A 23,580-nucleotide genomic window follows, 5' to 3' on the forward strand; every position below is an offset into this window, starting at 1 on the left:
TGATCCGCCGCGCCGACTACGTCGCGCCGATCTTCTGGATCCGCACCGTCGACCTGTGCTTCGACCTCGACCCGGCCAAGACGCTGGTCGCCAGCAAGATGCGCCTGGAACGCAACGCCGCGGTGCCGCACGGCCCGCTGCGCCTGCATGGCGAGGAGCTCAACCTGCTGCGCGTGCTGATCGACGGCGAGAGCGTGTCCTTCCGCCAGGAAGGCCATGAACTGATCATCGACAACGTGCCCGATGCGGACTTCACGCTGGAGATCCGCAACACCTGCGCGCCGGAGAAGAACACCGCGCTGTCGGGCCTGTACACCTCGGGCGGCAGCTTCTTCACGCAGTGCGAGGCCGAGGGCTTCCGCCGCATCACCTACTTCCTGGACCGCCCCGACGTGATGGCGGTCTACACCGTGACGCTGCGCGCCGACAAGGCCAAGTACCCGGTGCTGCTGTCCAACGGCAACCTGGTCGAGACCACCGAGCTGGACAACGGCCGCCACCTGGCGAAGTGGCATGACCCCTTCCCCAAGCCGAGCTACCTGTTCGCGCTGGTGGCCGGCGACCTGGTCGCGCGCGAGCAGCGCATCCGCACCCGCGGCGGCAAGGACCACCTGCTGCAGGTCTACGTCCGCCAGGGCGACCTGGAGAAGACCGAGCACGCGATGAACTCGCTGATCGCCTCGGTCGTGTGGGACGAGGCCCGCTTCCAGCTGCCGCTGGACCTCGAGCGCTTCATGGTCGTCGGTGTGTCCGACTTCAACATGGGCGCAATGGAGAACAAGGGCCTGAACATCTTCAACACCTCGGCGCTGCTGGCCTCCCCCGCCACCGCGACCGACGCGGACTTCGCCCGCATCGAGTCCATCGTCGCGCACGAGTACTTCCACAACTGGACCGGCAACCGCGTCACCTGCCGCGACTGGTTCCAGCTGTCGCTCAAGGAAGGCCTGACCGTCTTCCGCGACCAGGAGTTCAGCCAGGACATGGCCGCCACCCCGAGCGCGCGTGCGGTCTGCCGCATCGAGGACGTGCGTGCGCTGCGCGCCCGCCAGTTCCCCGAGGACGCCGGCGCGATGGCGCATCCGGTGCGCCCCGACGAGTACGTCGAGATCAACAACTTCTACACCGCCACCGTCTACGAGAAGGGCGCGGAAGTCGTGCGTATGTACCAGACGCTGGTCGGCCGCGAGGGCTTCGCCAAGGGCATGGCGCTGTACTTCGAGCGCCATGACGGCCAGGCCGTGACCTGCGACGACTTCGCGCAGGCGATCGCGGACGCGAATCCGGGCTCGGCGCTGTCGACGCGCCTGGACGCGTTCAAGCGTTGGTACGCGCAGGCCGGCACGCCGCGCCTGCAGGCGCGCGGCGTCTACGACGCGGCCGCCGGCACCTTCACGCTGACGCTGAAGCAGTCCACGCCCGCGACGCCGGGCCAGGACGGCAAGCTGCCGCAGGTGATCCCGGTGGCGCTGGGCCTGCTCGCGCGCGACGGCCAGGCGCTGCCGCTGATGCTGCAGGGCGAGGATGGCGACGCCGGCACCACCGGCACCGAGCGCGTGCTGGTGCTGGACCAGGCCGAGCAGTCCTTCGTCTTCGTCAACGTGCCCGCCGAGCCGGTGCCCTCGCTGCTGCGCGGCTTCTCCGCGCCGGTGGTACTGGACGACGGCCTGGGCGACGCGGAACTGCTGGTGCTGCTCAAGCACGACAGCGACGCGTTCAACCGCTGGGAGGCCTCGCAGCGCCTGGCGTTGGCGCGCATCCTGGGCGCCGTGCGCTCGGGCCAGCCGCTGGTGCTGGACGCCGCCTACCTGGACGCGATGCGCGCGGTGCTGCGTCATCCGGAACTGGATCCCGCCTTCAAGGCGCTGGCGCTGCAATTGCCCGACGAGGCCTACATCGCCGAGCAGCTCGACGTGGTCGACCCGCAGGCCATCCATGCCGCCGTCGACGCTGCGCAGGCGCAGCTGGCCTCGGCGCTGCAGGCCGACTGGGCCTGGGCCTACGAGGAGCACCAGGTCAGCACCGGCTACCGCCCCGACCCGGTCCAGAGCGGCAAGCGGGCGCTGGTGAACCTGGCGCTGGCGATGCTGGTGCTGCACGCGACCCGCCATGGCGACAGCGTCTGGCCCGGGCGCGCCTACCAGCGCTTCAAGGACGCCACCAACATGACGGACCGCATGGGCGCGCTGAGCGCGCTCGTGAACGCGCACGCCGAGCTGGCCGACAGCGCGCTGGCCCGCTTCCATGCCCAGTTCAAGGGCGAGGCGCTGGTCATCGACAAGTGGTTCGCGCTGCAAGGCCGCGCGGCGGAAGCCGACGGCAAGACCTTCGCGCGGGTGAAGCAGCTGATGAAGCATCCCGACTTCACGCTGAAGAACCCCAACCGCGCGCGCAGCCTGATCTTCTCGCTGGCGATGTTCAACCCGGCCGCGTTCCACCGCGCGGACGCGGCGGGCTATGTGTTCTGGGCCGAGCAGGTGCTGGCGCTGGACGCGATCAATCCGCAGGTGGCGGGCCGGCTGGCCCGCGTGATGGACCGCTGGACCGCGCTGGCGCAGCCCTACCGCAGCGCCGCGCGCGAGGCCATCGCCCGCGTGGCCGCCAAGCCGGACCTGTCCAACGACGTGCGCGAAATCATCGAGCGCGCGCTGGCCCTTGATCCGCGGCCCGTGGCCGCGGCGGTGCCGGCCGCGGCGGAAGAGGCTTTCCAACCATCCGGAGTCGTGTCATGAGTCAACGCGTCAGCCTGACCCAATACCTCGTCGAGCAGCAGCGGCTGCACGGCCACATCCCGCAGCAGCTGCGCCTGCTGATCGAGGTGGTGGCCCGCGCCTGCAAGCGCATCGCCATCAGCGTCAACAAGGGCGCGCTGGGCGACGTGCTCGGCACGGCGGGATCGGAGAACGTGCAGGGCGAGGTGCAGAAGAAGCTGGACATCATCGCCAACGAGGTCCTGATCGAAGCCAACGAGTGGGGCGGCCATCTGGCCGCGATGGCCTCGGAGGAGATGGACAGCATCTACCTGGTGCCCAACCGCTTCCCGCAGGGCGAGTACCTGCTGATGTTCGATCCGCTGGACGGCTCCAGCAACATCGACGTCAACGTCTCGATCGGCACCATCTTCTCGGTGCTGAAGAAGCCCGAAGGCAGCAAGGGCGTCAGCGAGGACGACTTCCTGCAGCCCGGCTCGTCGCAGGCGGCGGCGGGCTACTGCGTCTACGGGCCGCAGACCACGCTGGTGCTGACGGTGGGCGACGGCGTGGCGATGTTCACGCTGGACCGCGAGCAGGGCTCGTGGGTGCTGACCGCCGACGACGTGAAGATCCCCGCGGACACCAAGGAGTTCGCGATCAACATGTCCAACATGCGCCACTGGGACGAGCCGGTGAAGCGCTACATCGACGAGTGCCTGGCCGGCACGACGGGTCCGCGCGGCAAGGACTTCAACATGCGCTGGATCGCGTCGATGGTGGCGGACGTCCACCGCATCCTGACGCGCGGCGGGATCTTCATGTACCCGTGGGACAAGCGCGAGCCGAACAAGGCCGGCAAGCTGCGCCTGATGTACGAGGCCAACCCGATGGCCTTCCTGGTCGAGCAGGCCGGCGGCGCGGCGACCAACGGCCGCCAGCGCATCCTGGACGTGCAGCCGACCAAGCTGCATGAGCGCGTCGCGGTCGTGCTGGGCTCGAAGAACGAAGTCGAGCGCGTCACGCAGTACCACCTGGACGCCGGCAAGTAAGCCGCTCGCCCCGCGCCACGCCGGGGCACCATGAAGAAGGCCGCTCGATGAGCGGCCTTCTTCGTTTGCGTCACGACCGGCCTTGCATCAACGCGCGCAAGTCGGCAAGCCCTCGACGAGGGTGGTCACCACCAACCGCGTCCCATCATCGGGTGGCCGCCCATGCCGAAGCCTCCCAGGCCGTAGGGCGAGTAGCCGCCCCATGAAGGCATGCATGACATGGAATAGTTCATGCAACCGTTGCCCATCAAGGTCACGAAGGGCGACACGCCGCCGATCCCGCTCATGTTGCTGAACAGGCTGCCGAGCAGCGCTCCGCGTCCGCCGCCAATGGCGCCTCCGATCGCTCCGAGCGGGCCGCCGAAGAACCCTCCCACAAGGGCACAGCCGATATTCATGAATCGCTCCTTCAGAACAAAAGACCTTTGTGGTCCTTGTCGGGATCGTCGGACGAAGCACTTTCGTTGCGCTTGAGTTCGGCAAACTTGTCGGCCATCGTCGGGTTGCCCTTGGTCAACCTCTTGATCGTCACGTCCTGGGCCTTGTCGTTGGCCAGGCGCAGGTTGCGATCGGTGCCCAGCAGCGCCTCCTTGGTCTTCTGCAGGTGATCGATGGACTTGTCGATCTCGTCGATCGCCGTCTGGAAGCGCCGCGACGCGAGCTCGTAGTTCTTCCCGAAGGCCGTCTTGAAGGTCTCGAGCTGGGTCTCGAAGTTCGTGATGTCGATGTTCTGCGCCTTCACCAGCGCGAGCTCGGCCTTGTACTTGAGCGAGTTCATCGCCGCATTGCGCAGCAGCGTGATGATGGGAATGAAGAACTGCGGCCGCACGACATACATCTTCGGATAGCGATGGAAGACGTCGACGATGCCGGTGTTGTAGAGCTCGCTGTCGGGCTCGAGCAGCGACACCAGCACCGCGTACTCGCAGCCCTTTTCGACGCGGTCCTTGTCGAGCTCCTTGAGGAAGTCCTCGTTGCGGTTCTTCGTGGCGGTGCGGTCGCTCTCGTTCTTCATCTCGAACATGATCGAGACGATCTCGGTGCCCGACTCGTCGGTGTCGCGGAAGATGTAGTCGCCCTTGCTGCCGGTGCGCGCGTCGTTGTCCTTCTCGAAGTAGGCGCGCGGGAAAGCGGTGGCGCGGATGCGGTTGAACTCGGTCTCGCAGTGCAGCTCGAGGGTCTCGCCGACCATCTTGGTCGACAGCCGCGCCTTCATGTCGCGCAGGCGCTCGATGGCGTCGTCACGGTCCTTGATCTGCGTTTCGTACTTGTCCTTGAGCGACTTCTCGGCCAGCTGCTTCTCGAGCTCGGCGCGCTCCAAGCCGCTGCGCAACTGGTCGCGTTCCTTCTCGACCGCGCCGACGGCCTGCGTCAGGGCCAGGCGCTGGGCCATCTCGCTGGCGTCGAGCCGGGCCTTGAGCTGCTGGATCTCGGCATCCTTCGCGGCCGCGGTGGTCTGGAGCTGCTTCTCCAGCGCGCCGAGCGCCTCGGCCACCGCGAGCTTGCGCTGGACCTCGCCGGCATCGAGCCGGGCCTTGAGCTCCTGGATCTCGACGTCCTTGGCCGCGGCGGCTTTCTGCAGCTCGCCGGCGACCTTCGCCTGCGCGAGTTCCACGGCATTGCGCTTGTCGCGCTCGGCCAGCTCCAGGCGCTCATGGAGCTGTTTCTCGAAGTCGCTGTCGCGCACCTGCTTGAGGATGTCGGCGTAGCCCGCCTCGTCGATCTTGAAGGCCTTGCCGCAGTGCGGGCAGATGATGTCGTGCATGCGTGGTCGTCTCAGAAGAAGGTCCGGATGCCGTCCAGGACGCGATAGCCGTCGTCCACCGTGTACAGCAGGGGCCATTTGTCGAAGGTCGTGCAGGGATGGCCGACGCCGAAGGCGATCAGATCGCCGACCTGGAGCGGCAGGTCGCCGCCCTTCCCTGCCGGATCGATCAGGTCGACATAGGCGTGCTGGTCGTTGAGTTTGGTGACGGCCCATTCGGCGGGCGCGGCTTGCGGCGCATCGTGCAGGCCCTGGCGGTACCACCACAACGGCTGCGGCAGGCAGGCGTCGTAGCTCAGGTCGCGCCGGCCGGCGGTGCAGATCGCGCGGCCCGGCTCGGGCACCGACTGCACATGGGCCCAGACCTCGATCGCGTTGCGCAGGCCGGGGCCCTCGCCCCACAGCGCGCCGGCGCGCTGGCGCATGCGGTCCTGCAGGCGCTCGTACTGAAGGCTGTCATGCGAGAGGTAGCAGCCGCTGCGCAGCACCACGCGCAAGGCATGACCCGAGCCGGCCGCCTCGACCGAGGCCAGCACGCGGGCCGCCATGTCGAAGAACGCCGATCCGCCTGCGGTCAACAGCACCTCGCCAGGCGCGAACCAGCCCTCGGCGCATCCGGCGCGGGCGAGCTCCGCGATCGTCTCGATCATCGTGAGCGCGCCGAGTTCCACGCGCGCCGTGTCAGAGCCGCTGTAGACGCCCTCGAAGGCCTCGACGCCGCGCAGCGCGATCACCGGCGCGGCGTCGCGGATCGCGCGGCCAAGCGCGAGGCCTTCATCCTGCGTCCGCACGCCCGAGCGGCCGCCCGGCGTGCCCACTTCGAGCAGCACCTGCAGCGGACGCATCAAACCCCGCTCGAGGGCAGCGCGGCGGAGCAGCTCCAGGCCCGCCGGCGAGTCGACCAGCAGATAGAAATCGAAATCGGGATCCGCTTCGAGCTCGCGCAACACCAGTTCCAGATCCGCCTTGCCGACCAGTTGATTGGCCAGGATCACGCGCGGCACGCCGAAGCGGCGATAGGTGCGCACATGCGCCGCCGTCGCGGCCGTCATGCCCCACGCGCCTTCGTCGAACTGGCGCTGGAAGAGCTGCGGCGCCATCGTCGTCTTGCCGTGCGGCGCGAGGCTCACGCCGGCGCGGGCGGTGAACTCGCGCATCCAGCGCGCGTTGTGGACCAGCGCGGACTCCTTGAGCACGGCCGCTGGCAACGGCAGGTCGCCGTCGAGCAGCGAGAGCTTCAGGCGCTCGAGATCGCGCGGGAAGAGTCCCTCGGCGCTGGCGGGCAGGCCCTTGAGCGTCGGCGGCAGCGGCTGGCCGAGGACGGCGTCGAGTTTCAGCCGCACCGGGCCATCACCGGTTGCGGCCTCGGAAGCGGAACGAGATGCGGGCGTGGCGCCAAGCGTAGGAGCAGTCATGGCGCCCGATGTTGCCACCGCCGCGAGCCTGCCGCGGCGTCGCGGCATCGCGGCATCGCGGCATCGCGCGGTAGGCCGCACGGGAGGGATGGGGCAAAAGGAAAGGGCCCGATGCTTGCACATCGAGCCCTTGAGATTGGTGCCGGTGAAGAGAGTCGAACTCCCGACCTTCGCATTACGAATGCGCTGCTCTACCAACTGAGCTACACCGGCCTACCCGCGTGACGCAATTTGCGTCCCTCGGGAAGACCGCGACTATAGCAGAGTCTTCGACAGTCCTTCAAGAGCGTAGCGTGGGTGCGACTGAGGCCGTCATCGATGGGATGGATAGCAAGTGCAGTTGGTCATCCCGGGCCGAGCCGCCCTCTTTTCCAGAATCAGACGGACCACATGTTTGAAGTCAGGAGGTTCCGATGCCGACGTTTGCAGAACTCTGGGCCAGTCACCCAACGGTCACCGGCTTCTCGTATGAAGGGCGGTTCAGCGATTACAGGAAGTCCAAGGCAATCTGGTTCTGGGAAGTCAAATGAAGCGTGCGACCTACGCGGCCGTGGCCGCGGCCCTCTCGATCATCGTCAGCTACTTTCTGCTCCGCTTCGTCTGGCAGTGGTACGAGCCGAATCACGTGAAGTCCGACAGCGACATCAGCGATTTCATGATTGCGGGTCTGGTGACTCAAGCGCTCTGCATGGTCGGCGCCGGAGTCGCCACCTACAAGTGGACCGGACGCAGACGCGGCAACTAGCCGATCACTCGAAGACCGGTAAGCGCTCGTCAGGCCGATGAACAGGCGTGTTCCGGCCCTCGCGGCCTCACGCTCGCTTCACGAACGCATGGCACACTGCCCGCAGCCCGGATCGGAGGCGGGCCCCTGTGATGTCTGATGTCCTGCATGACCCGCGCTGGCGCAACGCCTGGCGCGCCCTGTTCCTGGCGGTGGTGCTCAGCGCGAGCTGGCTCGCCTTCTCGCCGCACCCGCCACGCATGGCCGACCTCGGCTGGGACAAGGCGAATCACTTCAGCGCCTTCGGCACGCTGGCCTTCGTCGGCATGCAATGTCTGATCGCGAGCCCGCGCCGCCGCTGGATCGTGCTGGCGACGCTGCTGGCCTATGGCGTCAGCATCGAACTGGTGCAGTCCCAGATTCCCGGCCGCGATGCCGAGGCGGCCGACGTGCTCGCCGACATGATCGGCGCCGTCATCGGCCTGGCCGTGCACGCGCTGGCGCTGCGTTTCATCGCGCCAAGGGCGGCTCCGGCTCGCTGAACTCGCGGCGCGACATCGCGATCGCGACCGCCTGGGCGCGGTTGTTCGCACCCAGCTTGCGCAGGATCTTGCGCACGTGATTCTTGACCGTGAACATGCTGATGCCCAGCTGGATCGCGATGCCCTCGTTGCTCAGGCCCGCGCGCAGGCCCTCGACGATCTGCTGCTCGCGCGGCGTCACCAGCGCGCCCGCCCGCCGCGGCAAGGCCTGTCCCCGCGACTGAAGCCGCGCCCGCCGCCACGCCGCGTGCAGCGCCGGCGTGAGCAGCTCCAGGCGCCGCACGTGCTCCTCGTCCCAGCCTTCGCCCGCCAGCAGGAACAGGCTGTGCGGCCGCTCGCCGTCGCCGGCGACGCCATGCAGCGCCAGATCCCGCAGGCCCGCCTCCAGCAGGGGCTGGAACAGCGCGGTGTCGGGTTCGCGCGCGAGGTCGATATGCAGCGGCCTCCGCCCCTCGCCCCAGCGCCGGATCAGCGACAGCCACAGTCCGTGATCGGGCGACTCCAGCTGCGTCTGCAGCAGCGCGCCGATCGGCTTCAGGTGGAACAGCTGCGCCGCCAGCCGCGGCGATGGCGGCTGGTCGCCGACACACACCAGCAGCCGGTGCGGCAGCAGCGCTTGCAGCCGGCTCTGGCTCCAGATGAAGAACTGGGCCGGCGTGGCCGGCTGGCGCGCGCTCCAGAGCGCCTCCAGCAGGCGCTCGACCAGCACATGGTCCTGCAGCCACGGCAGCGGGAGCGCGTCGCCATCGGCACCTCCGGCCGCCGGCGCGGGCGGCGCGAGAGCTGGCGCCAGCGGTGGCGCCAGCGGTGGCACAAGGGACGTCGGGATCGGAGAGGACATCGCGGGCGGCGTCATGGACATGGATGAGGGCGGTGAGCCGTGTCGCCGTGAGCCTGCCCGCGCGGCGTGACGTCCAGATGAACGGACCATGATCGTGGCGCGAGCGGGAGCCCGCCTTGCCCTTGCTGACACCGGGTGGCAGTTGCGCCCGCCCGTCCGGCCGCGGCGAGCGGCTCACGCCGGACGCGGTCATGGCAAATCGGCTACCGTTGCCGCTGGGCCCGCCTCCCCGGGCCCGCAGGAGTTGCTTGCATGTCGGATCACGATCTGCCGCCCGCGCGGCGCGATCTCGCGCGCCGCTACGAGGCGGTCCGGCGTCACACGCTGACGCTGGCCGAGCCGCTGTCGCCCGAGGACCAGGCCGCCCAATCGATGCCGGACGCCAGTCCCGCCAAATGGCACCAGGCCCACACCAGTTGGTTCTTCGAAGCGCTGCTGCTGCGCCCCCATCTGCCGGGCTACGAGCCGCTGGACGAGTCCTTCCACTACCTCTTCAACTCGTACTACGAAGGCCTCGGGCCGCGTCATCCGCGCCCGCAGCGCGGTCTGCTCACGCGGCCCTCGCTCGACGAGGTCCACACCTACCGGCGCCATGTCGACGAGCACATGCGTCAACTCATCGCGCGCTGCTCCGACGCGCAATGGACCGCCATCGCGCCGACGCTGGCGCTCGGTCTGAACCATGAGCAGCAGCATCAGGAGCTGCTGCTGACCGACGCGCTGCATCTGATGTCCTGCCATCCGTGGCGGCCGGCGCTGTTGAGCACTGCCCCCGCGCCGGCGCGCCCCGGCATGAGCGAATGGCTGCGCCACGACGGCGGACTCGTCGAGATCGGTCATGACGCCGCGGCGCCAGGGGCAGGCTTTGCCTTCGACAACGAAGGGCCGCGGCACCGCACCTGGCTGGAGCCCTTCGAGATCGCCAGCCGCCTCGTGACCTGCGGCGACTTCCAGCGCTTCATCGACGACGGCGGCTATCGCGAGCCGCGCTGGTGGCTCTCCGACGGCTGGGCCACGGTGCAAGCGCAGGGGTGGCGCGCGCCGCTGTACTGGGTCGAGGGCGACGACGGATGCTGGTCCGTCTTCGGCCTGCACGGCCTGCGGCCGATGGACGCGGCGGCGCCGGTGATGCAGCTCAGCTTCTACGAGGCCGCCGCCTATGCCGAATGGGCCGGCGCGCGCCTGCCCAGCGAGCAGGAATGGGAAGCCGCGGCCGCGCTGCCCGGCATCGAGCAACTGGACGATCAGGCCTGGCAATGGACCCGGTCGGCCTACCACCCCTACCCCGGCTTCCGCCCGCTGGAGGGCGCGGCCTCGGAATACAACGGCAAGTTCATGGTCGGCCAACTGGTGCTGCGTGGCGGCAGCCTCGCGACGCCGCCGGGCCACACGCGGACCAGCTACCGCAACTTCTTCCCGCCGGCCGCGCGCTGGCAGTTCACCGGGCTGCGACTGGCCCGCGACGCGCACCCGCGCACGGAGACCCCTGCATGAGCAGTTTCGCCGAGGACCTTCACGCGGCGCTCGCCGGCCCCGAGCACGCGATCTCGCCCAAGTACTTCTATGACGCGCAAGGCTCGGCGCTGTTCGAGCAGATCTGCGAGCTGCCCGAGTACTACCCCACCCGCACCGAGCTGGCGCTGCTGCGCCAGCATGCCGGCGACTTCGCCGCGCGCATGGGGCCGGGCGCGCAACTGATCGAGTACGGCGCCGGCGCGCTCGTGAAGGTGCGCCTGCTGCTGGAGCGCGCCGTCCAGCTCCACAGCTTCGTGCCGGTGGACATCTCCGGCCCGCACCTGCTGGCCGCCTGCGAGGCGCTGCAGCGCGAGCATCCGTCGCTGCGCATCCTGCCGGTGGTCGCGGACTTCACGAAGATGCATGTGCTGCCCGATCCGCCGCCCGATGGCCGGCGCATCGGCTTCTTCCCGGGCTCGAGCATCGGCAACTTCGATCCGGCCGAGGCGCTCGAGTTCCTGAAACTGCTGCGCGCGGAACTGGACGGCGGGGCGCTGCTGATCGGCGTCGACCTGATCAAGGATCCGGCGCTGCTGCACGCGGCCTACAACGACGCGCGCGGCGTGACGGCGCGCTTCAACCTGAACCTGCTGCGCCATGCGCAGCGCGTGCTGGGGTTGGAGTGCGACGCGGACGGCTTCGACCATTACGCGTTCTACGACCCGCGCCGCCATCGCATCGAGATGCACCTGCTGCCGCGCGGCGAGCAGCAGCTCCAGCTGCAGGGCCAGCGCTACACGCTGTCGCCCGGCCAGAGTCTGCACACCGAGAACTCGTACAAGTACAGCGTGGAGAGTTTCCAGGCGCTGGCCCGGGAGGCGGGCTTCAGACCCTCAGCGCACTGGACGGACGAGCGGCGCTGGTTCAGCCTCCACTGGCTGGAGGCCTGAGGCGACGCTCAGGCGTCGTAGCCGTAGACGTCGGCCAGTTTGCTCAGCAGCGCTGGCTCGTCCTTGGGCGAGAAGAAATACGGGAACAGCGTGCGCGAGCGGCCATCCTCGTTCATCGAGCCGCCGTACTTGCGCACCTGCGTGGCGCCGTAGGCCAGCGACAGGCTCATCAGCACAGCCGGAGCGCCGACGCTGCGGTGCAGGCGCTCCTCGCCATGCGGCTGGAAGTCCAGCATGCGGCGGTAGAAGGCCTTGTGGCGGGGATTGACCTCGATCACCAGGAATTCGGCCCCCCAGTGGTGCACCGCGTGCAGGTAGGCCAGGTGGAACAGGCTGGCCAGCACCAGCTTGGACGGGCCGTCCGGGTCGGCGGCCAAGCGGGTGAACTCGCACAGCTGCCAGCCCTGCTCGCGCATGCCGGCCATCTCCTTGGGGAAGCTCTGGTCGGCGGCCAAGCTGCCGGCGTCACGCCGCAAACCCAGCGTCGACACCAGCTTGCCCTCCCAATAAGCGCCCAGCGTCACGTCGGCCGAGCGGCTCAGGCGGTAACCGCGTGACGCATACCGGCGCTCCAGCAACGCATGGCTGGTGCCGTCCATCAACGCGCGGATTTCGATGCGGCCATAGTCCGTGTCGCGCGAAACGAGCTCGACGGAATCGGAGCGGACAAACGGAATCTCCGAGCGAAACGACTGCAGCGCCTGCATGGGGCTTGCAGGCGCTTCCATATCGATGTCCGTCACGCGAGATTCGTCGCTCATTCCCAACTCCAGACCACTTGGTTATCAAGGGCGAGTCTATGGCCCACTCAAAGTAATTACCGACGGGGGCTACGATAGATAACAAATGCGACTGCGACCTTACGGGTCTGTCCCGAGGTCGAACGACGGTCAATCCCTTGCCAGGGGGAAACCCCGCGTCTGAGGGAATCCGGTTACATACCAGGCACCGTTTCGGAAACCGGTACTCCCCCTCGCGGGGGTTCGACTTACACGAATCTCTGCACAGTTCTGCACAACTGCGTTTTCCGCACCGTTGTTGCACATGTAACCAAATGAATTGCGTTCAGTTGGCGAATTCAGGGGACATGGCCCCACGCGTTTTTGCGGAAATCCCTACGGAAATCCGGGGCAATTTGTCGGCAAGCGCGCGACAGGAACGCTGTGCGAGCAGGAAAGTTCGTATCTCGTTGCTTCCGGGCTGATACCGGAAAAGCGGTCTGCTGGCTGGCCGCAGGGCTCAGACACAGGGGGCTGCGGCGAGTGCATCCAGGCGCTGCCGCGCCTGCGCCATGAGCGCCTCGACCCGGCCATCCGCCTGCGCCGCGATGGCGTCGAGGTCGAACATCACCGCCAGTTCGTCCGGGCTCAGCGCCGTCGGCGGCAGGTCGCCGACGTCGATGGCCGCATGCAGCAATTGTTCGAGCGTGCCCTGTCCCTGCCGCACCCGGTGGATCAGGTCGCGGATCACCGCGCCGGTGCGCTGACGGCCCAGCCGCGGCAGCAGCAGATGCTCCAGGCGCTCGCTGGCGACCAGGCCCTGGCGCTCGAGCACGTGGGCGCGCATGCGGTCCAGCCGGATGACCGGCTCGGCCAGCGCGCGGTTGAGCGCCTCGACGGCCGCGTGCGCGCCGCCCATGAGGCCGCCCCACTCGGCGAGTTCCGCCTGATGCTGCCCGAGGCCGCGCTCATGCTCCGGCGTCATGCAGCCCATCAGGCCCGCGACGCGCTGCGGCGCGCGTTGCACCGCCGCCATTGCCTGCAGCGCCGCGACCGGATTCTTCTTGTGCGGCATCGACGAGCAGGCGCCATAGCCCTCGCCGGGCGGCTCGTTGAGTTCGTCGACCTCCGCCTGCGCCATCAGCGCGAAGTCCTGGGCCAGCTTGCCGAGGCTGCCGCACAGCAGGCCGACTTCCAGGCCCAGCCGCAGCCAGCGGTCGCGCTGCGTGTGCCAGCACATGTCGGGCGGGGCGAGCGACAGTTCCGCGGCGACGGCGGCCAGCATGTCCTGAGCGCGCTCGCCCATCGCGTCCAGCGTGCCGACCGCGCCGCCCAGTTGCAGCAGCAGCGATTCGCGGCCCTGCCCGCGCAGCCGCTCGGCGCTGCGCAGCAGCGGCATCAGCCAGTTCATCACCTTGTAGCGCAGGCTGATCACCTGCGCGGGCTGCATCATCGTGCGGCCCAGCATCGGCACGGCGGCGTGCGCCTCGGCCAGCTCCAGCAGCCGGGCGCACAGCCGCTGCAGGTCGTCATCCAGCAGCCGCAGCGCCTCGCGGGTGCGCAGCACCATCGCGGTGTCGATCAGGTCCTGGGCGGAGGCGCCGCGGTGCACGTACACCGCGGCGGCGGGATCGAACAGCGCGACCGTCTCGCGCAGCCGCTGCACCACCGGCACCGCCAGGTTGCCGCTGCGCGGCGCCGCGGCCACCAGCGCCGGCACGTCATAGAGCTCGGCGCGGCACAGGCTCGCGATCGCCTGCGCCGCGGGCGCCGGGATCAGCCCGGTGCGGGCCGAGGCCCGCGCCAGCGCGGCCTCCACATCCATCATCGACTGCACCACCGCGGCCGGTGAGAACACCGATTCCATCGCGGTGGACGACAAAAAAGCCTCGAACAGCATCTACGTCCTCTCGGTCGAGGATGCTATCGAGGCTCCCGCGTACGCCGTACTCAAGCAAACCCGCTTGGGGTTTGTCTCGGCCGGTGATCGCCCGGCTTGATCGCGCGCGTTCCTGCGTCGCCGCTCAGTTCGCCGGCACGTACATCTGCGCCAGACGGCTCATCAGGCGCAGCGACTGGCGGTGCATCGTGATGACCTCGAGCAGGCCGTTGCGGTGCAGCTCGACGATCTTCGCGTCGGGCAGCTCGGCCAGGGCCTTCTCGTTGATCGTCATGAAGCCGTCGACGTCCAGCTTCTCGCCGCTGGGCAGTTGCGCCTCGAAGCGCATGTCCTGGAGCAGGTCCAGGTCCTGCAGCAGTTCGCAGGCCTGGCGGGTGCGCTCGGCCTCGCGCTCGAAGTCCTCGCAGAACTGCTTGGCGTTGAGCAGCAGCTCCGACGCTTCGCCGTCCTCCTTGAACAGGGGCTCGCCCTCGGTCTCGGAGAAGGCGCCGGCGCCGGCGTCCAGGCACAGCGCCATGTCGTTCGAGTTTTCCTCGATGCGGGCCATCGCGAAGGGCCAGCGGCGCACGTAGGCCGGCACGTAGCGGCCGGTCCACTGACCGTCCTTGACGAACAGGTTGCTGCCCTGCTTCAGACCGAACACCGCCAGCGGCGCGACGGCCGGGCGCTGGCCTTCCGGCGCGGTGCCGATGCGCACGAACACCACCGGGTATTCGGCGCTCGCGTCCGCGAACTCGGCCACGGCAATGAACAGCGAGTTCAGCGGCGCCACGCGGTCCAGCACCTGGGCGCCGACCTTCATGCGGGTGTTCTTGTGCTGGACCCGGTCCACCGGCACCAGGTTCTCATACATCGGGGGGTTGCTCATACATTCACTCCATCGTCCGCCAGTCGCGAGACCAGCACCTTGTCCACACGCTTGCCGTCGAGGTCGACCACCTCGAATCTCCACGCGTCCCACTCCACCACATCGGCCGTGCGCGGCAGACGCCCCAGCAGCAGCATCACCATGCCGGCCAGGGTGTTGTAGCGCCCACGGTCCTCCTCGGGCAGTTCCTTCAAATCCAGGCGGTCCTTCAGCTCGGTGATGGGGATCAGGCCGTCCATCAGCCAGCTGCCGTCCTCGCGCTGGACCGCCCAGGCGTCCTCGCCATCGGACGAGTTGAACTCGCCGGCGATGGCCTCCAGCACGTCGCGCATCGCGACGACGCCCTGCACCTCGCCGTACTCGTCGACGACGAACACCAGCGGTGTCTCGGCCCCGCGCATGTGCGCGAGCAGTTCCATGCCGGACAGCGTCTCGGGCACGAACACCGGCGCATCCAGGCCCTGGCCCAGGTCCAGGCTCTCGCCGGCGAGCGCGCGCGCCAGCAGGCTCTGCGCGCTGAGCACGCCCACGACGTCGTGCAGCCCGCCGCGGCAGACCGGGTAACGGCTGTAGCCATGCGCGCGCAGGATCTGCAGCACCTGCTCGGGGCGGTCGGTGATGTCCAGCCAGGCGATCTCCGCGCGCGGGATCATCATGGAGCCGATCTGGCGCTCGTCCAGGCGGAACACGTTGCGCACCATCTGATGCTCGTGCTCCTCGATGACGCCGGCGTCCAGGCCTTCCTCGAGGCTGGCCGCGATCTCCTCCTCGGTCACCGCGCGGCTGGACTTGCCGCCCATGCCGAGCAGCTTCAGCGTGAACTCGGTGCAGAAGCTCAGCAGCTTGACGAACGGCCGGGTGACCAGGGACATGATCTCCATCGGCGGCGCCACCAGGCGGGCGACGTTCTCGGGGAACATCTGGCCCAGGCGCTTGGGCACCAGTTCGCCGAAGATGATGGTCACGAAGGTCAGGATCACCACGACCAGGCCGGTGGCGGCGATCTCGGCGGCGCGGGTGGTCAGCGGGAAGTGGGCCAGCAGGATCTCGGCCACGGGGGCGGAGAACGCCGCCTCGCCGACGATGCCGTTGAGCACGCCGATCGAGGTGATGCCGATCTGGACGGTGGAGAGGAACTTGGTGGGGTTCTCATGCAGGTCCATCGCGGCCTGCGCGCCCGCTTCGCCGCTCTCCACCATCACTTGCAAGCGTGCCTTGCGGGAGGCCGTGAGGGCCATCTCCGACATGGCGAACAATCCGTTGAGCAGTATCAGGAAGAGAACTAGGGCGGTATCCATTGACAGCGCGGACCGGGTACTTACCCCGAGTCGCGCCCAAAACACAAGGCCGGCAAGGTTAGCAGAGGCTGTGTGACATCGACACCGCAAAATCCCGCTATGCACTACCTGATTGGCGACCTGCAAGGCTGTTGCGACGCGCTGGCGCGTCTGCTGGAGAAGATCGATTTCTCGCCCTCGCGCGACCGGCTCTACCTGCTGGGCGATCTGGTCAACCGGGGGCCGGATTCCCTGACGACGCTGCGCCGGCTGCAGTCGCTGGGCGACGCGGCGCAGTGCCTGCTGGGCAACCACGACCTGCACCTGCTCGCGACCGCCGCGGGCGTGCGCGCCCCGCACAAGGGGGACACGCTGGACGCGATCCTGCAGGCCCCCGACCGGGAGGCGCTGCTCGAGTGGCTGCGCCGGCAGCGGCTGGCGATGCGGGCGCAGGGCTGGCTGATGGTGCACGCGGGGGTGGTGCCGCAATGGGATGCGGAGCAGACCCTGACCCTGGCGGAGGAGGTGCACGCGTTGCTGCGCGGGCCGGAGCTGGCGGAGTTCCTGCCGCAGATGTATGGGAACGAGCCGGACCGCTGGAAGGAGGAACTCGAGGGCGTGGCGCGGCTCCGCTTCGTGATCAACGTGCTGACGCGGATCCGCTACTGCAATGCGAAGGGCAAGCTGGACTTCAAGACCAAGGAGGGTCTGGGCACGGCGCCGGAGGGATATCTGCCGTGGTTCGACGTGCCGGAGCGGCGCACGGCCGGCCACCCGATCGCCTTCGGGCACTGGTCGACGCTGGGGCTGGTGCAGCGGCCGGACCTGTTGGCGCTGGACACCGGCTGCGTGTGGGGCGGCGAACTGACGGCTGCGCGGGTGGCGGACGGCCAGGCGCTGGAAATCATCCAGGTGCCGTGCGTGCAGGCGAGGAAGCCGGGAGCGGACTGAATCCGCTTCGTTCGAGCCGCTCCCGGGCGCGCTTAGAATCGCGGCTTCTCCTGTGAGAGGAGACGCGGCTCGATGATCTGATCGGCTGCACTGTTGGAAGCGTGGCCGAGTGGTTTAAGGCACTGGTCTTGAAAACCAGCGACGGGCAACCGTCCGTGAGTTCGAATCTCACCGCTTCCGCCACCCGTTTTCCCAGATCGAGCCGGATCGAGCCGGATTGGCCCGCCGAATCTCGCCCCGCAGCCGAGGAGCTCACCGATGGCCTCCACCTTTGACGTTGCCAAGTACATCACCGAGCGCACCGGGGAGGTCTCGGCGATGAAGCTCCAGAAGCTCATGTTCTACGCGCAGGCCTGGAACCTGGTGTGGGACGAGGCACCGCTCTTCAGCGAGGACTTCCAGGCCTGGGCGAACGGACCGGTCCTGCCCACGCTCTATCAGAAACATCGCGGCCTGTTCAAGGTCGACGCCGCGCTGTTCGCCAGCGCTGACAGCGCGGCGCTTTCGGAAAGCGAACGCGGCAACATCGAGCGCGTGCTGGCTTTCTACGGCGACAAGACGGCGCAGTGGCTCAGCAACCTCACGCACCAAGAAGCGCCCTGGAAGCAAGCGCGCGGCGACACGCCGATCGGCGAACCGTCCACGGCCGTGATTTCCCAGGGCGCGATGCACGAGTACTACTCCTCGCTCTGACTGATTGATCCCGTCCATGGGCAAGAAGAGCGAGGCGCGCGCGCAGAAGAAGGCCGAGGCCCAGGCCCGGTTCGAGGCGAGCAAGAAGGCGCTGCTCTCGAAGGTGGGAGAGATGGCGGCGCCGCGCCGTGCGCGCGAGCCCATGATCGACTCCTCGCCCCGTCTCGCGCCTCATCTTGAACGCGCCCTCGCCAACGAGCGCGTGCCCAAGGCCCGCGAGGACGGAGCCCGATTCAACGCCCGGATGACCTGGTGCATCACGCGTGCCGATGTGACCGACCATTGGTCGTGGGGAGAACCTCGCGCCTGGACGGGAGAGGAATGGACGGACACGATCCATCCGCCCATGAGCGAATTCGCCGCACTGACCTGGGGAGAGATCGACCGGCAAAACTCGGGCACCGGCCACAAGATGCATCACACGCATGAGATCGGCGATCTCATCGAGGAGGCGCAGACGCGTTGGCGGCGTCTCGAGCTGGAGCAATACGACTCGGTGTTCCGCTTCCGTCTGGGCGGTCAAAAGCGACGGGCCTGGGGCTTCATCGTCCAGGCGCACTTCCACTTTGTGTGGTGGGACCGCGAACACTCCCTTTATCCGACGGAGCCCCATTGAGTTCGAAGAAGAACGCCGGCACGGCGTCCCCTGCCCTGCTCGCCCTGATCGGCGGCAATGAGGACCGGCTCACGCCGGGGCTGGTGCTGCGCGAGCTGGTCGCGGCTTGCGCGGCCACCCGTCCGGGCGGCGCGCCGCTCCGGGTCCTCGTGCTGAGCACCGCCAGCGGCGAGCCCGACCTGCTCTGGTCCCAGTACGAACCCGCTTTCCGCTCGCTCGGGGCCACGCCGGCGTGGCTTGATCCGCGCGACCGCGCCGCGGCCAGCGCGCCGGCCGCGCTCGACGCGCTGCGCGACGCGGACCTGCTCTTCCTCACCGGCGGCGACCAGGAGCGCCTCGTCGACACCATCGGCGGCACGCCGCTGCACGCGCTGCTGCGCGAGCGCCATGCCTGCGGCGACCTCGCGATCGCCGGCACCAGCGCGGGCGCGTCGGCGCTCGGCGCGCACATGCCGGTCGGCGACCTCAATGAGCAGTTCGCCGGTCCCTCGCAGCCGCTGCATGCCGCCCTCGGACTGATGCCGGCGCTGGTCATCGATCAGCATTTCGCGCAGCGCAAGCGCCATGCGCGACTGCTGCAGCTGGTCTCGCTCGACCCGCGCCGCACCGGCGTGGGCATCGACGAGGACACCGCGCTGATCGTCCGTCCCGGCCACGACTTGCGCGTCGTCGGTGCGGGCGCCGTGACGGTCATCGACGGCGCGCGAATGACCGACCGGCGCGAGCCATCCTCCGTCATCGCCTTCGAGCAGCTCGGCTTCTTCCTGCTGCCATGCGGCACCGCACTGCGATTCAACGACCCGGCCACGCCACCGCATCTGCAGCGGCTGCTCCGCGTGATCGCCTCGCCCGCTCCGCTGATCGGCTGACCTCGCCTCAGCCGGCGACGTGGGCCTCGAAGCCCACGCGGCCCGGCGCCACGTCATCGCGCAGCTGATGCCCATCCGGGTAGTCGCCGCCGTTCTGTGGCCGGAAGGCGATGGGCGCTTCGTCGAAGACGCCGCCCAGGCGCTGACGCCACGCGTTCATGGCCGCCTCCACGCCTTCCTTCGTCATCTGGCCCGTGCCGTGCACGACATGCGTCTTCAGCACCGACATGCCGGGGAAGAACAGCATCCCATGCGTGACCGGAAACATCAGCTGGTCGATCGGCCCGTTGATGCCGCGCGGTCCGAAGTCGACCGCCGGACCGCCGGTCGTCACCGACACCATCGCGCGGCGCCCCGCGAAGCCGCCCTCGCCGAAGCGCAGCCGGTTGCCCTGGCCCTGGTAGCCATAGGCCAGGCCGCGCGCCCAGACGCGATCGATCCACCCCTTCATGATCGCGGGCATGCCGTACCACCACAGCGGGAACTGCAGGATCAACAGATCGGCGGCCATCACTTTGCGCTGTTCTTCGGCGATGTCCGCGGCCTGATGGCCGTTCTCGTAGGCATGGCCCGACTCGCGCGTGAAATCCAGGCGCTTCGTGTCGAGCCGGTGCGGGAAGTCGTGCTCGTCATAGACCGCCTTCCATTTCATCGCATAGAGGTCGGACTGCAGCACCCGATGTCCGGCGGCGCCCAGCGTCTCGGCGGCCACGCCGACCATCGTGCGGGTCAGCGAGCTCGGCTCCGGATGGGCGTGGACGATCAGCACGGTCTTGCCGGCGGCGTCGCCGCCCGGCGTGGGGCGCGCGATCACGGACGAAGGGGAAACGGAACTCATCTGCGACTCCTTTCACAGCAGGTGGGAACAGGGAATGAACGTCAGTCTGACGATCCATCCGCCATCCGTGAAATCGATTGTTGTATGGCCTACCATCGACGCAATGGATACCAGCCGCCTCGACCTCAACCTGCTCGTGACGCTTGAAGCGCTGCTCACCGAGCGCAACGTGACCAAGGCCGCGGCGCGGCTGCACCTGAGCCAGCCCGCTGTCAGCGCGCAGCTGGCGCGGCTGCGCGATGTCTTCGAGGATCCGCTGCTGCTCCCCGCGCAGCGCGGCATGACGCCGACGGCCAAGGCGCTGGCGCTGCTCGAGCCGCTGCGCCAGGCGCTGGATCAGGTGCGCGGCGTCGCGACCTCCCATCTGCATTTCGATCCCGCGACGGCCGACCTCACCGTCACGATCGCCGCGTCCGACTACCTGCAGATGACGGTGCTGCAGCCGCTGGTGCTGCGCCTGCGCCGCAGCGCGCCGGGCGTGCGCGTGGCCATCCGCCAGATGGATTCGCACCAGCACGCGGCGCAGCTCGCGCGCGGCGACATCGACCTGTGCCTGATGCAGCCGATGGAGGCCGCCCCCAGCCTGCGCATGCGGCCGCTGTTCCAGGAGTGCTACAAGCTGATCGCCCGCCGCGGCCACCCGGTGGTGACGGGCAAGCTCAGCGCGAAGGCCTTCGCCCGGCTCGAGCAGGTCGTCGTCTCGCCGGCCGGCGGCGCGTTCTCCACGCCGGTGGACCACGCGCTCGCGGCGCTCGGCCTGAAGCGCCAGGTCGTGCTGTCGGCCGCGTCCTTCCTGTTCGTGCCGGACATCGTCGGCCGTTCCGATCTCGTCGCGCTGGTCCCCGAGCGCCTGGTGCGCCATCGCGCCGCTGGCCTGCAGGTACTGGCGCCGCCGCTGCCCATCGATGGCTTCGAGATCGCCATGGTCTGGCACGAGCGCAACCACGGCCACGTCGCCCAGCGCTGGCTGCGCGACGAGGTACATGCCGCCGCCGGACCGCGGACCCGTTCCGGAGCGGCCATGCAAGCCGGCTGAACCGCGTCGTGGGTGCTTTCGACCTCGGCGCGGCGTAGCGCGTCAACGACGCCACGACGGCTTCGCGACGACGCGCAAACACCTCGCCAACATCGATCAAACGGCTTCTTAACCTGAAGCTGTCCGCAAGCTGTCGAGCACCCGTCCGAGGGCCGCCGCTGCGCAGAAACGCGTACGACACGGCGGGTCGTCGCCGGAAACATGGGCACATCTCGGACCCTTCTGGTGTGCTGCATGACCCTCAACCGTTCGCTTGCGAGAGGCCTGTTCCTCGCCGCGGTGGCCCTGTTCTTCGGACTGGGCGCGCTGCGTTATCCCATCGGCCGCATGGACCACGCCGGTCCCGGGCTGTTCCCGCTGATGATCAGCGTCCTGCTGGGCCTGGTGGCGCTGGCCACCATCGTGCGGGGCGTCGTCTCCGGCGGTCCGGGCCTGGACTTCAAGGTCAAGAACATCGGCCTGATCCTGGGCGCGCTGTGCGCGTTCTCGCTGGTCTCGCGCTTCCTGAACATGTCGGCCGGCATCGTGGTGATGGTCTTCATCGCGACGGCTGCGGGGAGCAACTACTCGTGGAAGCGGAACATCGCGATCTCGATCGGCCTGCTGGCGATCGCGTTCGTGTTCCAGAAGTTCCTCGGCCTGAACCTGCCGCTGCTGTAAGGAGGCCGCCATGGAGATCCTTCACAACCTGGCCTTCGGCTTCGAGCACGCGCTGACCTGGCAGAACCTGATGTTCTGCGCGATCGGCTGCGTGGTGGGCACCCTGGTCGGCCTGCTGCCGGGCCTGGGCCCGCTGGCCACGATCAGCGTGCTGCTGCCGCTGACCTACTCCATTCCCGTCAATGGCGCGCTGATCATGCTCGCCGGCATCTACTACGGCGCGCAGTACGGCGACAGCGTCAGCGCGATCACGATGAAGATCCCGCACGCGAGCTCCATCGTGGCCTGCATCGACGGGTACCAGATGACGCTGAAGGGGAAGACCGGGCTGGCGCTGTTCACGGCGGGCATCTCGAGCTTCATCGGCGGCACGGTCGCCATCGTGGTGCTGGCCTGCCTGGCGCCGACGCTGGGTGAGGTGGCTTTCCTGTTCGGGCCGGCCGACTACTGCTCGCTGATGCTGCTGGGCTTCCTGTGCGTGAGCTTCGTGACCACGGGCAGCCTGCTCAACGGCCTGGCGATGTGCCTGATCGGCGTGCTCTTCGGCCAGATCGGCACGGACGTCAACAGCGGCATGGAGCGCTACACCTTCGACATGCCCTTCCTGGCGGAGGGCGTGGGGTTGGTGAGCATCGCGCTGGGCTGCTTCGGCATCGCGGAGATCTCCAAGAACCTGGATGCCAAGAACGAGCGCACGCCCTTCAACGGCAAGATCCACCTGATGCCGACGTGGCCGGAGTTCAAGCGCATCATCCCGAGCGCGCTGCGCGGCAGCGTGGTGGGGTCGTTCCTGGGCATCCTGCCGGGCGGCGGACCGACGATCGCGCAATTCGCGGCCTATGCGGTCGACAAGAAGGTCAGCAAGTACCGCCATGAGATCGGCGACGGCGCCATCGAAGGCGTGGCGGGTCAGGCGGCGGCGGACGAGTCGGCGGCGCGCACCAGCTTCATCCCGCTGATGAGCATCGGCATCCCGGAGAACCCGGTGATGGCGCTGATGATGGCGGCGTTCATCATCAAGGGCATCCAGCCGGGGCCCAACATGATCGCGGGCCACCCGGACATCTTCTGGGGGCTGGTGGCCAGCATGTGGATCGGCAACGTGTTCCTGGTGGTGCTGAACGTGCCGCTGGTGCGCTACTGGCTGTCGGTCTTCAAGATCCCGTACAACGTGCTGTTCCCGTCGATCCTGTTCTTCTGCTGCATCGGCACTTTCAGCGTCAACAACAACCTGGACGACGTCTTCGTCACGGCGGCCTTCGGCCTGGCGGGCTACATCTTCATGCGGCTGGACATGGACCCGGCGCCGTTGATGCTGGGCTTCATCCTGGGGCCGATGCTCGAGGAGAACTTCCGGCGGGCGATGCTGATCAGCCGCGGCAAGTTCGACGTCTTCGTGCAACGGCCGATCAGCGCGACGCTGCTGGGGATCATGGCGGTGTTCATCGCGTGGCAGCTCATCGCGTTCCTGCTGGCGAATCGCAAGGGCGCCAAGAGCGGCAAGGGCAATGACCACGACCAGGATCCGGACGCCGGGACAGTGGCGCCGCAAGGAGCTTGACGCGCAGAGGGCTCCGGCACTGCCATCGCCACTGGCCCTCTCCCCCGCCCTTGTATGTAGCAAAGTACGCCCAGGCCGCCACAGGCCGACCCGCCCAGGGTAGGCGCTTGGGCGCCATACCGAGGGAGAGCGAGGGTCGTGGCGGCCGACCTCGGTTC

22 protein-coding genes and 2 tRNA genes are annotated in these 23,580 nt (G+C 68.4%); 14 read left to right on the forward strand and 10 right to left on the reverse strand.

The window, feature by feature from the left end:
- Window positions 1-2 precede the first annotated feature (2 nt).
- Entirely contained in the window at window positions 3-2,732 is a 2,730-nt protein-coding gene (gene pepN, locus ABDW61_RS25330; protein WP_343642766.1) for an aminopeptidase N, read from the forward strand.
- On the forward strand, window positions 2,729-3,742 hold the full coding sequence (locus ABDW61_RS25335) for a class 1 fructose-bisphosphatase (RefSeq protein ID WP_343642768.1): 1,014 nt from the start codon (window positions 2,729-2,731) through the stop codon (window positions 3,740-3,742). Before pepN ends, ABDW61_RS25335 begins: the two co-directional genes overlap by 4 nt.
- Window positions 3,743-3,867: 125 nt before the next feature.
- On the opposite strand, the gene ABDW61_RS25340 is transcribed toward ABDW61_RS25335, so the two are convergent.
- From ABDW61_RS25340 to ABDW61_RS25355, 4 genes are all read right to left on the reverse strand, one after another.
- Entirely contained in the window at window positions 3,868-4,140 is a 273-nt protein-coding gene (locus ABDW61_RS25340; protein ID WP_343642769.1) for a hypothetical protein, read from the reverse strand.
- 11 nt (window positions 4,141-4,151) lie between these two features.
- Entirely contained in the window at window positions 4,152-5,507 is a 1,356-nt protein-coding gene (locus tag ABDW61_RS25345; RefSeq protein ID WP_343642770.1) for a DUF2130 domain-containing protein, read from the reverse strand.
- 11 nt (window positions 5,508-5,518) lie between these two features.
- Window positions 5,519-6,850: an amino acid deaminase gene (locus ABDW61_RS25350; protein ID WP_343642771.1), complete on the reverse strand. Its 1,332-nt coding sequence runs from the start codon at window positions 6,848-6,850 to the stop codon at window positions 5,519-5,521.
- 209 nt (window positions 6,851-7,059) lie between these two features.
- Window positions 7,060-7,135, reverse strand: a tRNA-Thr gene (locus tag ABDW61_RS25355).
- A 313-nt stretch (window positions 7,136-7,448) separates the two neighbouring features.
- Between ABDW61_RS25355 and ABDW61_RS25360 the strand changes: the two genes are divergently transcribed.
- Entirely contained in the window at window positions 7,449-7,667 is a 219-nt protein-coding gene (locus ABDW61_RS25360; protein WP_343642772.1) for a hypothetical protein, read from the forward strand.
- Between the two features lie 131 nt (window positions 7,668-7,798).
- On the forward strand, window positions 7,799-8,188 hold the full coding sequence (locus ABDW61_RS25365) for a VanZ family protein (protein WP_343642774.1): 390 nt from the start codon (window positions 7,799-7,801) through the stop codon (window positions 8,186-8,188).
- On the opposite strand, the gene ABDW61_RS25370 is transcribed toward ABDW61_RS25365, so the two are convergent.
- Window positions 8,157-9,029 carry a LuxR C-terminal-related transcriptional regulator gene (locus ABDW61_RS25370; protein WP_343642775.1) on the reverse strand — a complete coding sequence of 291 codons (873 nt, stop codon included), beginning with the start codon at window positions 9,027-9,029 and terminating at the stop codon, window positions 8,157-8,159. The genes ABDW61_RS25365 and ABDW61_RS25370 overlap by 32 nt on opposite strands.
- A gap of 252 nt (window positions 9,030-9,281) precedes the next feature.
- Here ABDW61_RS25370 and egtB point away from each other — a divergent pair, with 252 nt between their 5' ends.
- Entirely contained in the window at window positions 9,282-10,523 is a 1,242-nt protein-coding gene (gene egtB / locus ABDW61_RS25375; RefSeq protein ID WP_343642776.1) for an ergothioneine biosynthesis protein EgtB, read from the forward strand.
- Window positions 10,520-11,434 (forward strand): L-histidine N(alpha)-methyltransferase, encoded by a 915-nt coding sequence (gene egtD / locus ABDW61_RS25380; RefSeq protein ID WP_343642777.1) that lies wholly within the window; start codon window positions 10,520-10,522, stop codon window positions 11,432-11,434. Before egtB ends, egtD begins: the two co-directional genes overlap by 4 nt.
- 8 nt (window positions 11,435-11,442) lie before the next feature.
- On the opposite strand, the gene ABDW61_RS25385 is transcribed toward egtD, so the two are convergent.
- From ABDW61_RS25385 to ABDW61_RS25400, 4 genes are all read right to left on the reverse strand, one after another.
- The gene (locus tag ABDW61_RS25385) at window positions 11,443-12,195 is read right to left on the reverse strand and encodes a hypothetical protein (protein WP_343642778.1); all 753 of its coding nucleotides are present in this window, start codon (window positions 12,193-12,195) and stop codon (window positions 11,443-11,445) included.
- 478 nt (window positions 12,196-12,673) lie between these two features.
- Window positions 12,674-14,053 carry a lyase family protein gene (locus ABDW61_RS25390; protein WP_343642779.1) on the reverse strand — a complete coding sequence of 460 codons (1,380 nt, stop codon included), beginning with the start codon at window positions 14,051-14,053 and terminating at the stop codon, window positions 12,674-12,676.
- A gap of 124 nt (window positions 14,054-14,177) precedes the next feature.
- Window positions 14,178-14,921, reverse strand: a complete 744-nt coding sequence (locus tag ABDW61_RS25395) for a SapC family protein (protein ID WP_343642781.1) — start codon at window positions 14,919-14,921, stop codon at window positions 14,178-14,180.
- Entirely contained in the window at window positions 14,918-16,219 is a 1,302-nt protein-coding gene (locus tag ABDW61_RS25400; protein ID WP_343642783.1) for a hemolysin family protein, read from the reverse strand. The genes ABDW61_RS25395 and ABDW61_RS25400 overlap by 4 nt, the downstream gene beginning before the upstream one ends.
- A 99-nt stretch (window positions 16,220-16,318) precedes the next feature.
- On the opposite strand from ABDW61_RS25400, the gene ABDW61_RS25405 reads away from it, so the two are divergent.
- The 5 genes from ABDW61_RS25405 (at window position 16,319) to ABDW61_RS25425 (ending at window position 19,327) form a co-directional block, all read left to right on the forward strand.
- On the forward strand, window positions 16,319-17,149 hold the full coding sequence (locus tag ABDW61_RS25405; protein ID WP_343642784.1) for a symmetrical bis(5'-nucleosyl)-tetraphosphatase: 831 nt from the start codon (window positions 16,319-16,321) through the stop codon (window positions 17,147-17,149).
- Window positions 17,150-17,244: 95 nt separating this feature from the next.
- Window positions 17,245-17,332: transfer RNA gene (locus tag ABDW61_RS25410), tRNA-Ser, on the forward strand.
- Window positions 17,333-17,407: 75 nt separating this feature from the next.
- A complete protein-coding gene (locus ABDW61_RS25415) occupies window positions 17,408-17,842 on the forward strand; it encodes a type II toxin-antitoxin system antitoxin SocA domain-containing protein (protein WP_343642785.1) in 435 nt (144 codons plus the stop codon).
- Between the two features lie 16 nt (window positions 17,843-17,858).
- Window positions 17,859-18,458: a hypothetical protein gene (locus ABDW61_RS25420; protein WP_343642786.1), complete on the forward strand. Its 600-nt coding sequence runs from the start codon at window positions 17,859-17,861 to the stop codon at window positions 18,456-18,458.
- Window positions 18,455-19,327, forward strand: a complete 873-nt coding sequence (locus ABDW61_RS25425) for a cyanophycinase (RefSeq protein WP_343642787.1) — start codon at window positions 18,455-18,457, stop codon at window positions 19,325-19,327. The genes ABDW61_RS25420 and ABDW61_RS25425 overlap by 4 nt, the downstream gene beginning before the upstream one ends.
- 7 nt (window positions 19,328-19,334) lie before the next feature.
- Here ABDW61_RS25425 and ABDW61_RS25430 read toward each other — a convergent pair whose 3' ends face one another.
- Window positions 19,335-20,165 (reverse strand): NAD(P)H-dependent oxidoreductase, encoded by an 831-nt coding sequence (locus tag ABDW61_RS25430; protein WP_343642788.1) that lies wholly within the window; start codon window positions 20,163-20,165, stop codon window positions 19,335-19,337.
- Between the two features lie 103 nt (window positions 20,166-20,268).
- Between ABDW61_RS25430 and ABDW61_RS25435 the strand changes: the two genes are divergently transcribed.
- The 3 genes from ABDW61_RS25435 (at window position 20,269) to ABDW61_RS25445 (ending at window position 23,422) form a co-directional block, all read left to right on the forward strand.
- Complete coding sequence (locus ABDW61_RS25435) at window positions 20,269-21,201, forward strand: LysR family transcriptional regulator (RefSeq protein ID WP_343642789.1); 933 nt, start codon at window positions 20,269-20,271, stop codon at window positions 21,199-21,201.
- A gap of 234 nt (window positions 21,202-21,435) precedes the next feature.
- Window positions 21,436-21,861 (forward strand): tripartite tricarboxylate transporter TctB family protein, encoded by a 426-nt coding sequence (locus ABDW61_RS25440; RefSeq protein WP_343642790.1) that lies wholly within the window; start codon window positions 21,436-21,438, stop codon window positions 21,859-21,861.
- 10 nt (window positions 21,862-21,871) lie between these two features.
- Window positions 21,872-23,422, forward strand: coding sequence for a tripartite tricarboxylate transporter permease (locus ABDW61_RS25445; protein WP_343642791.1), 1,551 nt, complete (start codon window positions 21,872-21,874; stop codon window positions 23,420-23,422).
- The last annotated feature ends 158 nt before the right edge of the window (window positions 23,423-23,580 follow it).

Source organism: Roseateles sp., from assembly GCF_039595595.1.
Classification (GTDB): domain Bacteria; phylum Pseudomonadota; class Gammaproteobacteria; order Burkholderiales; family Burkholderiaceae_C; genus Roseateles.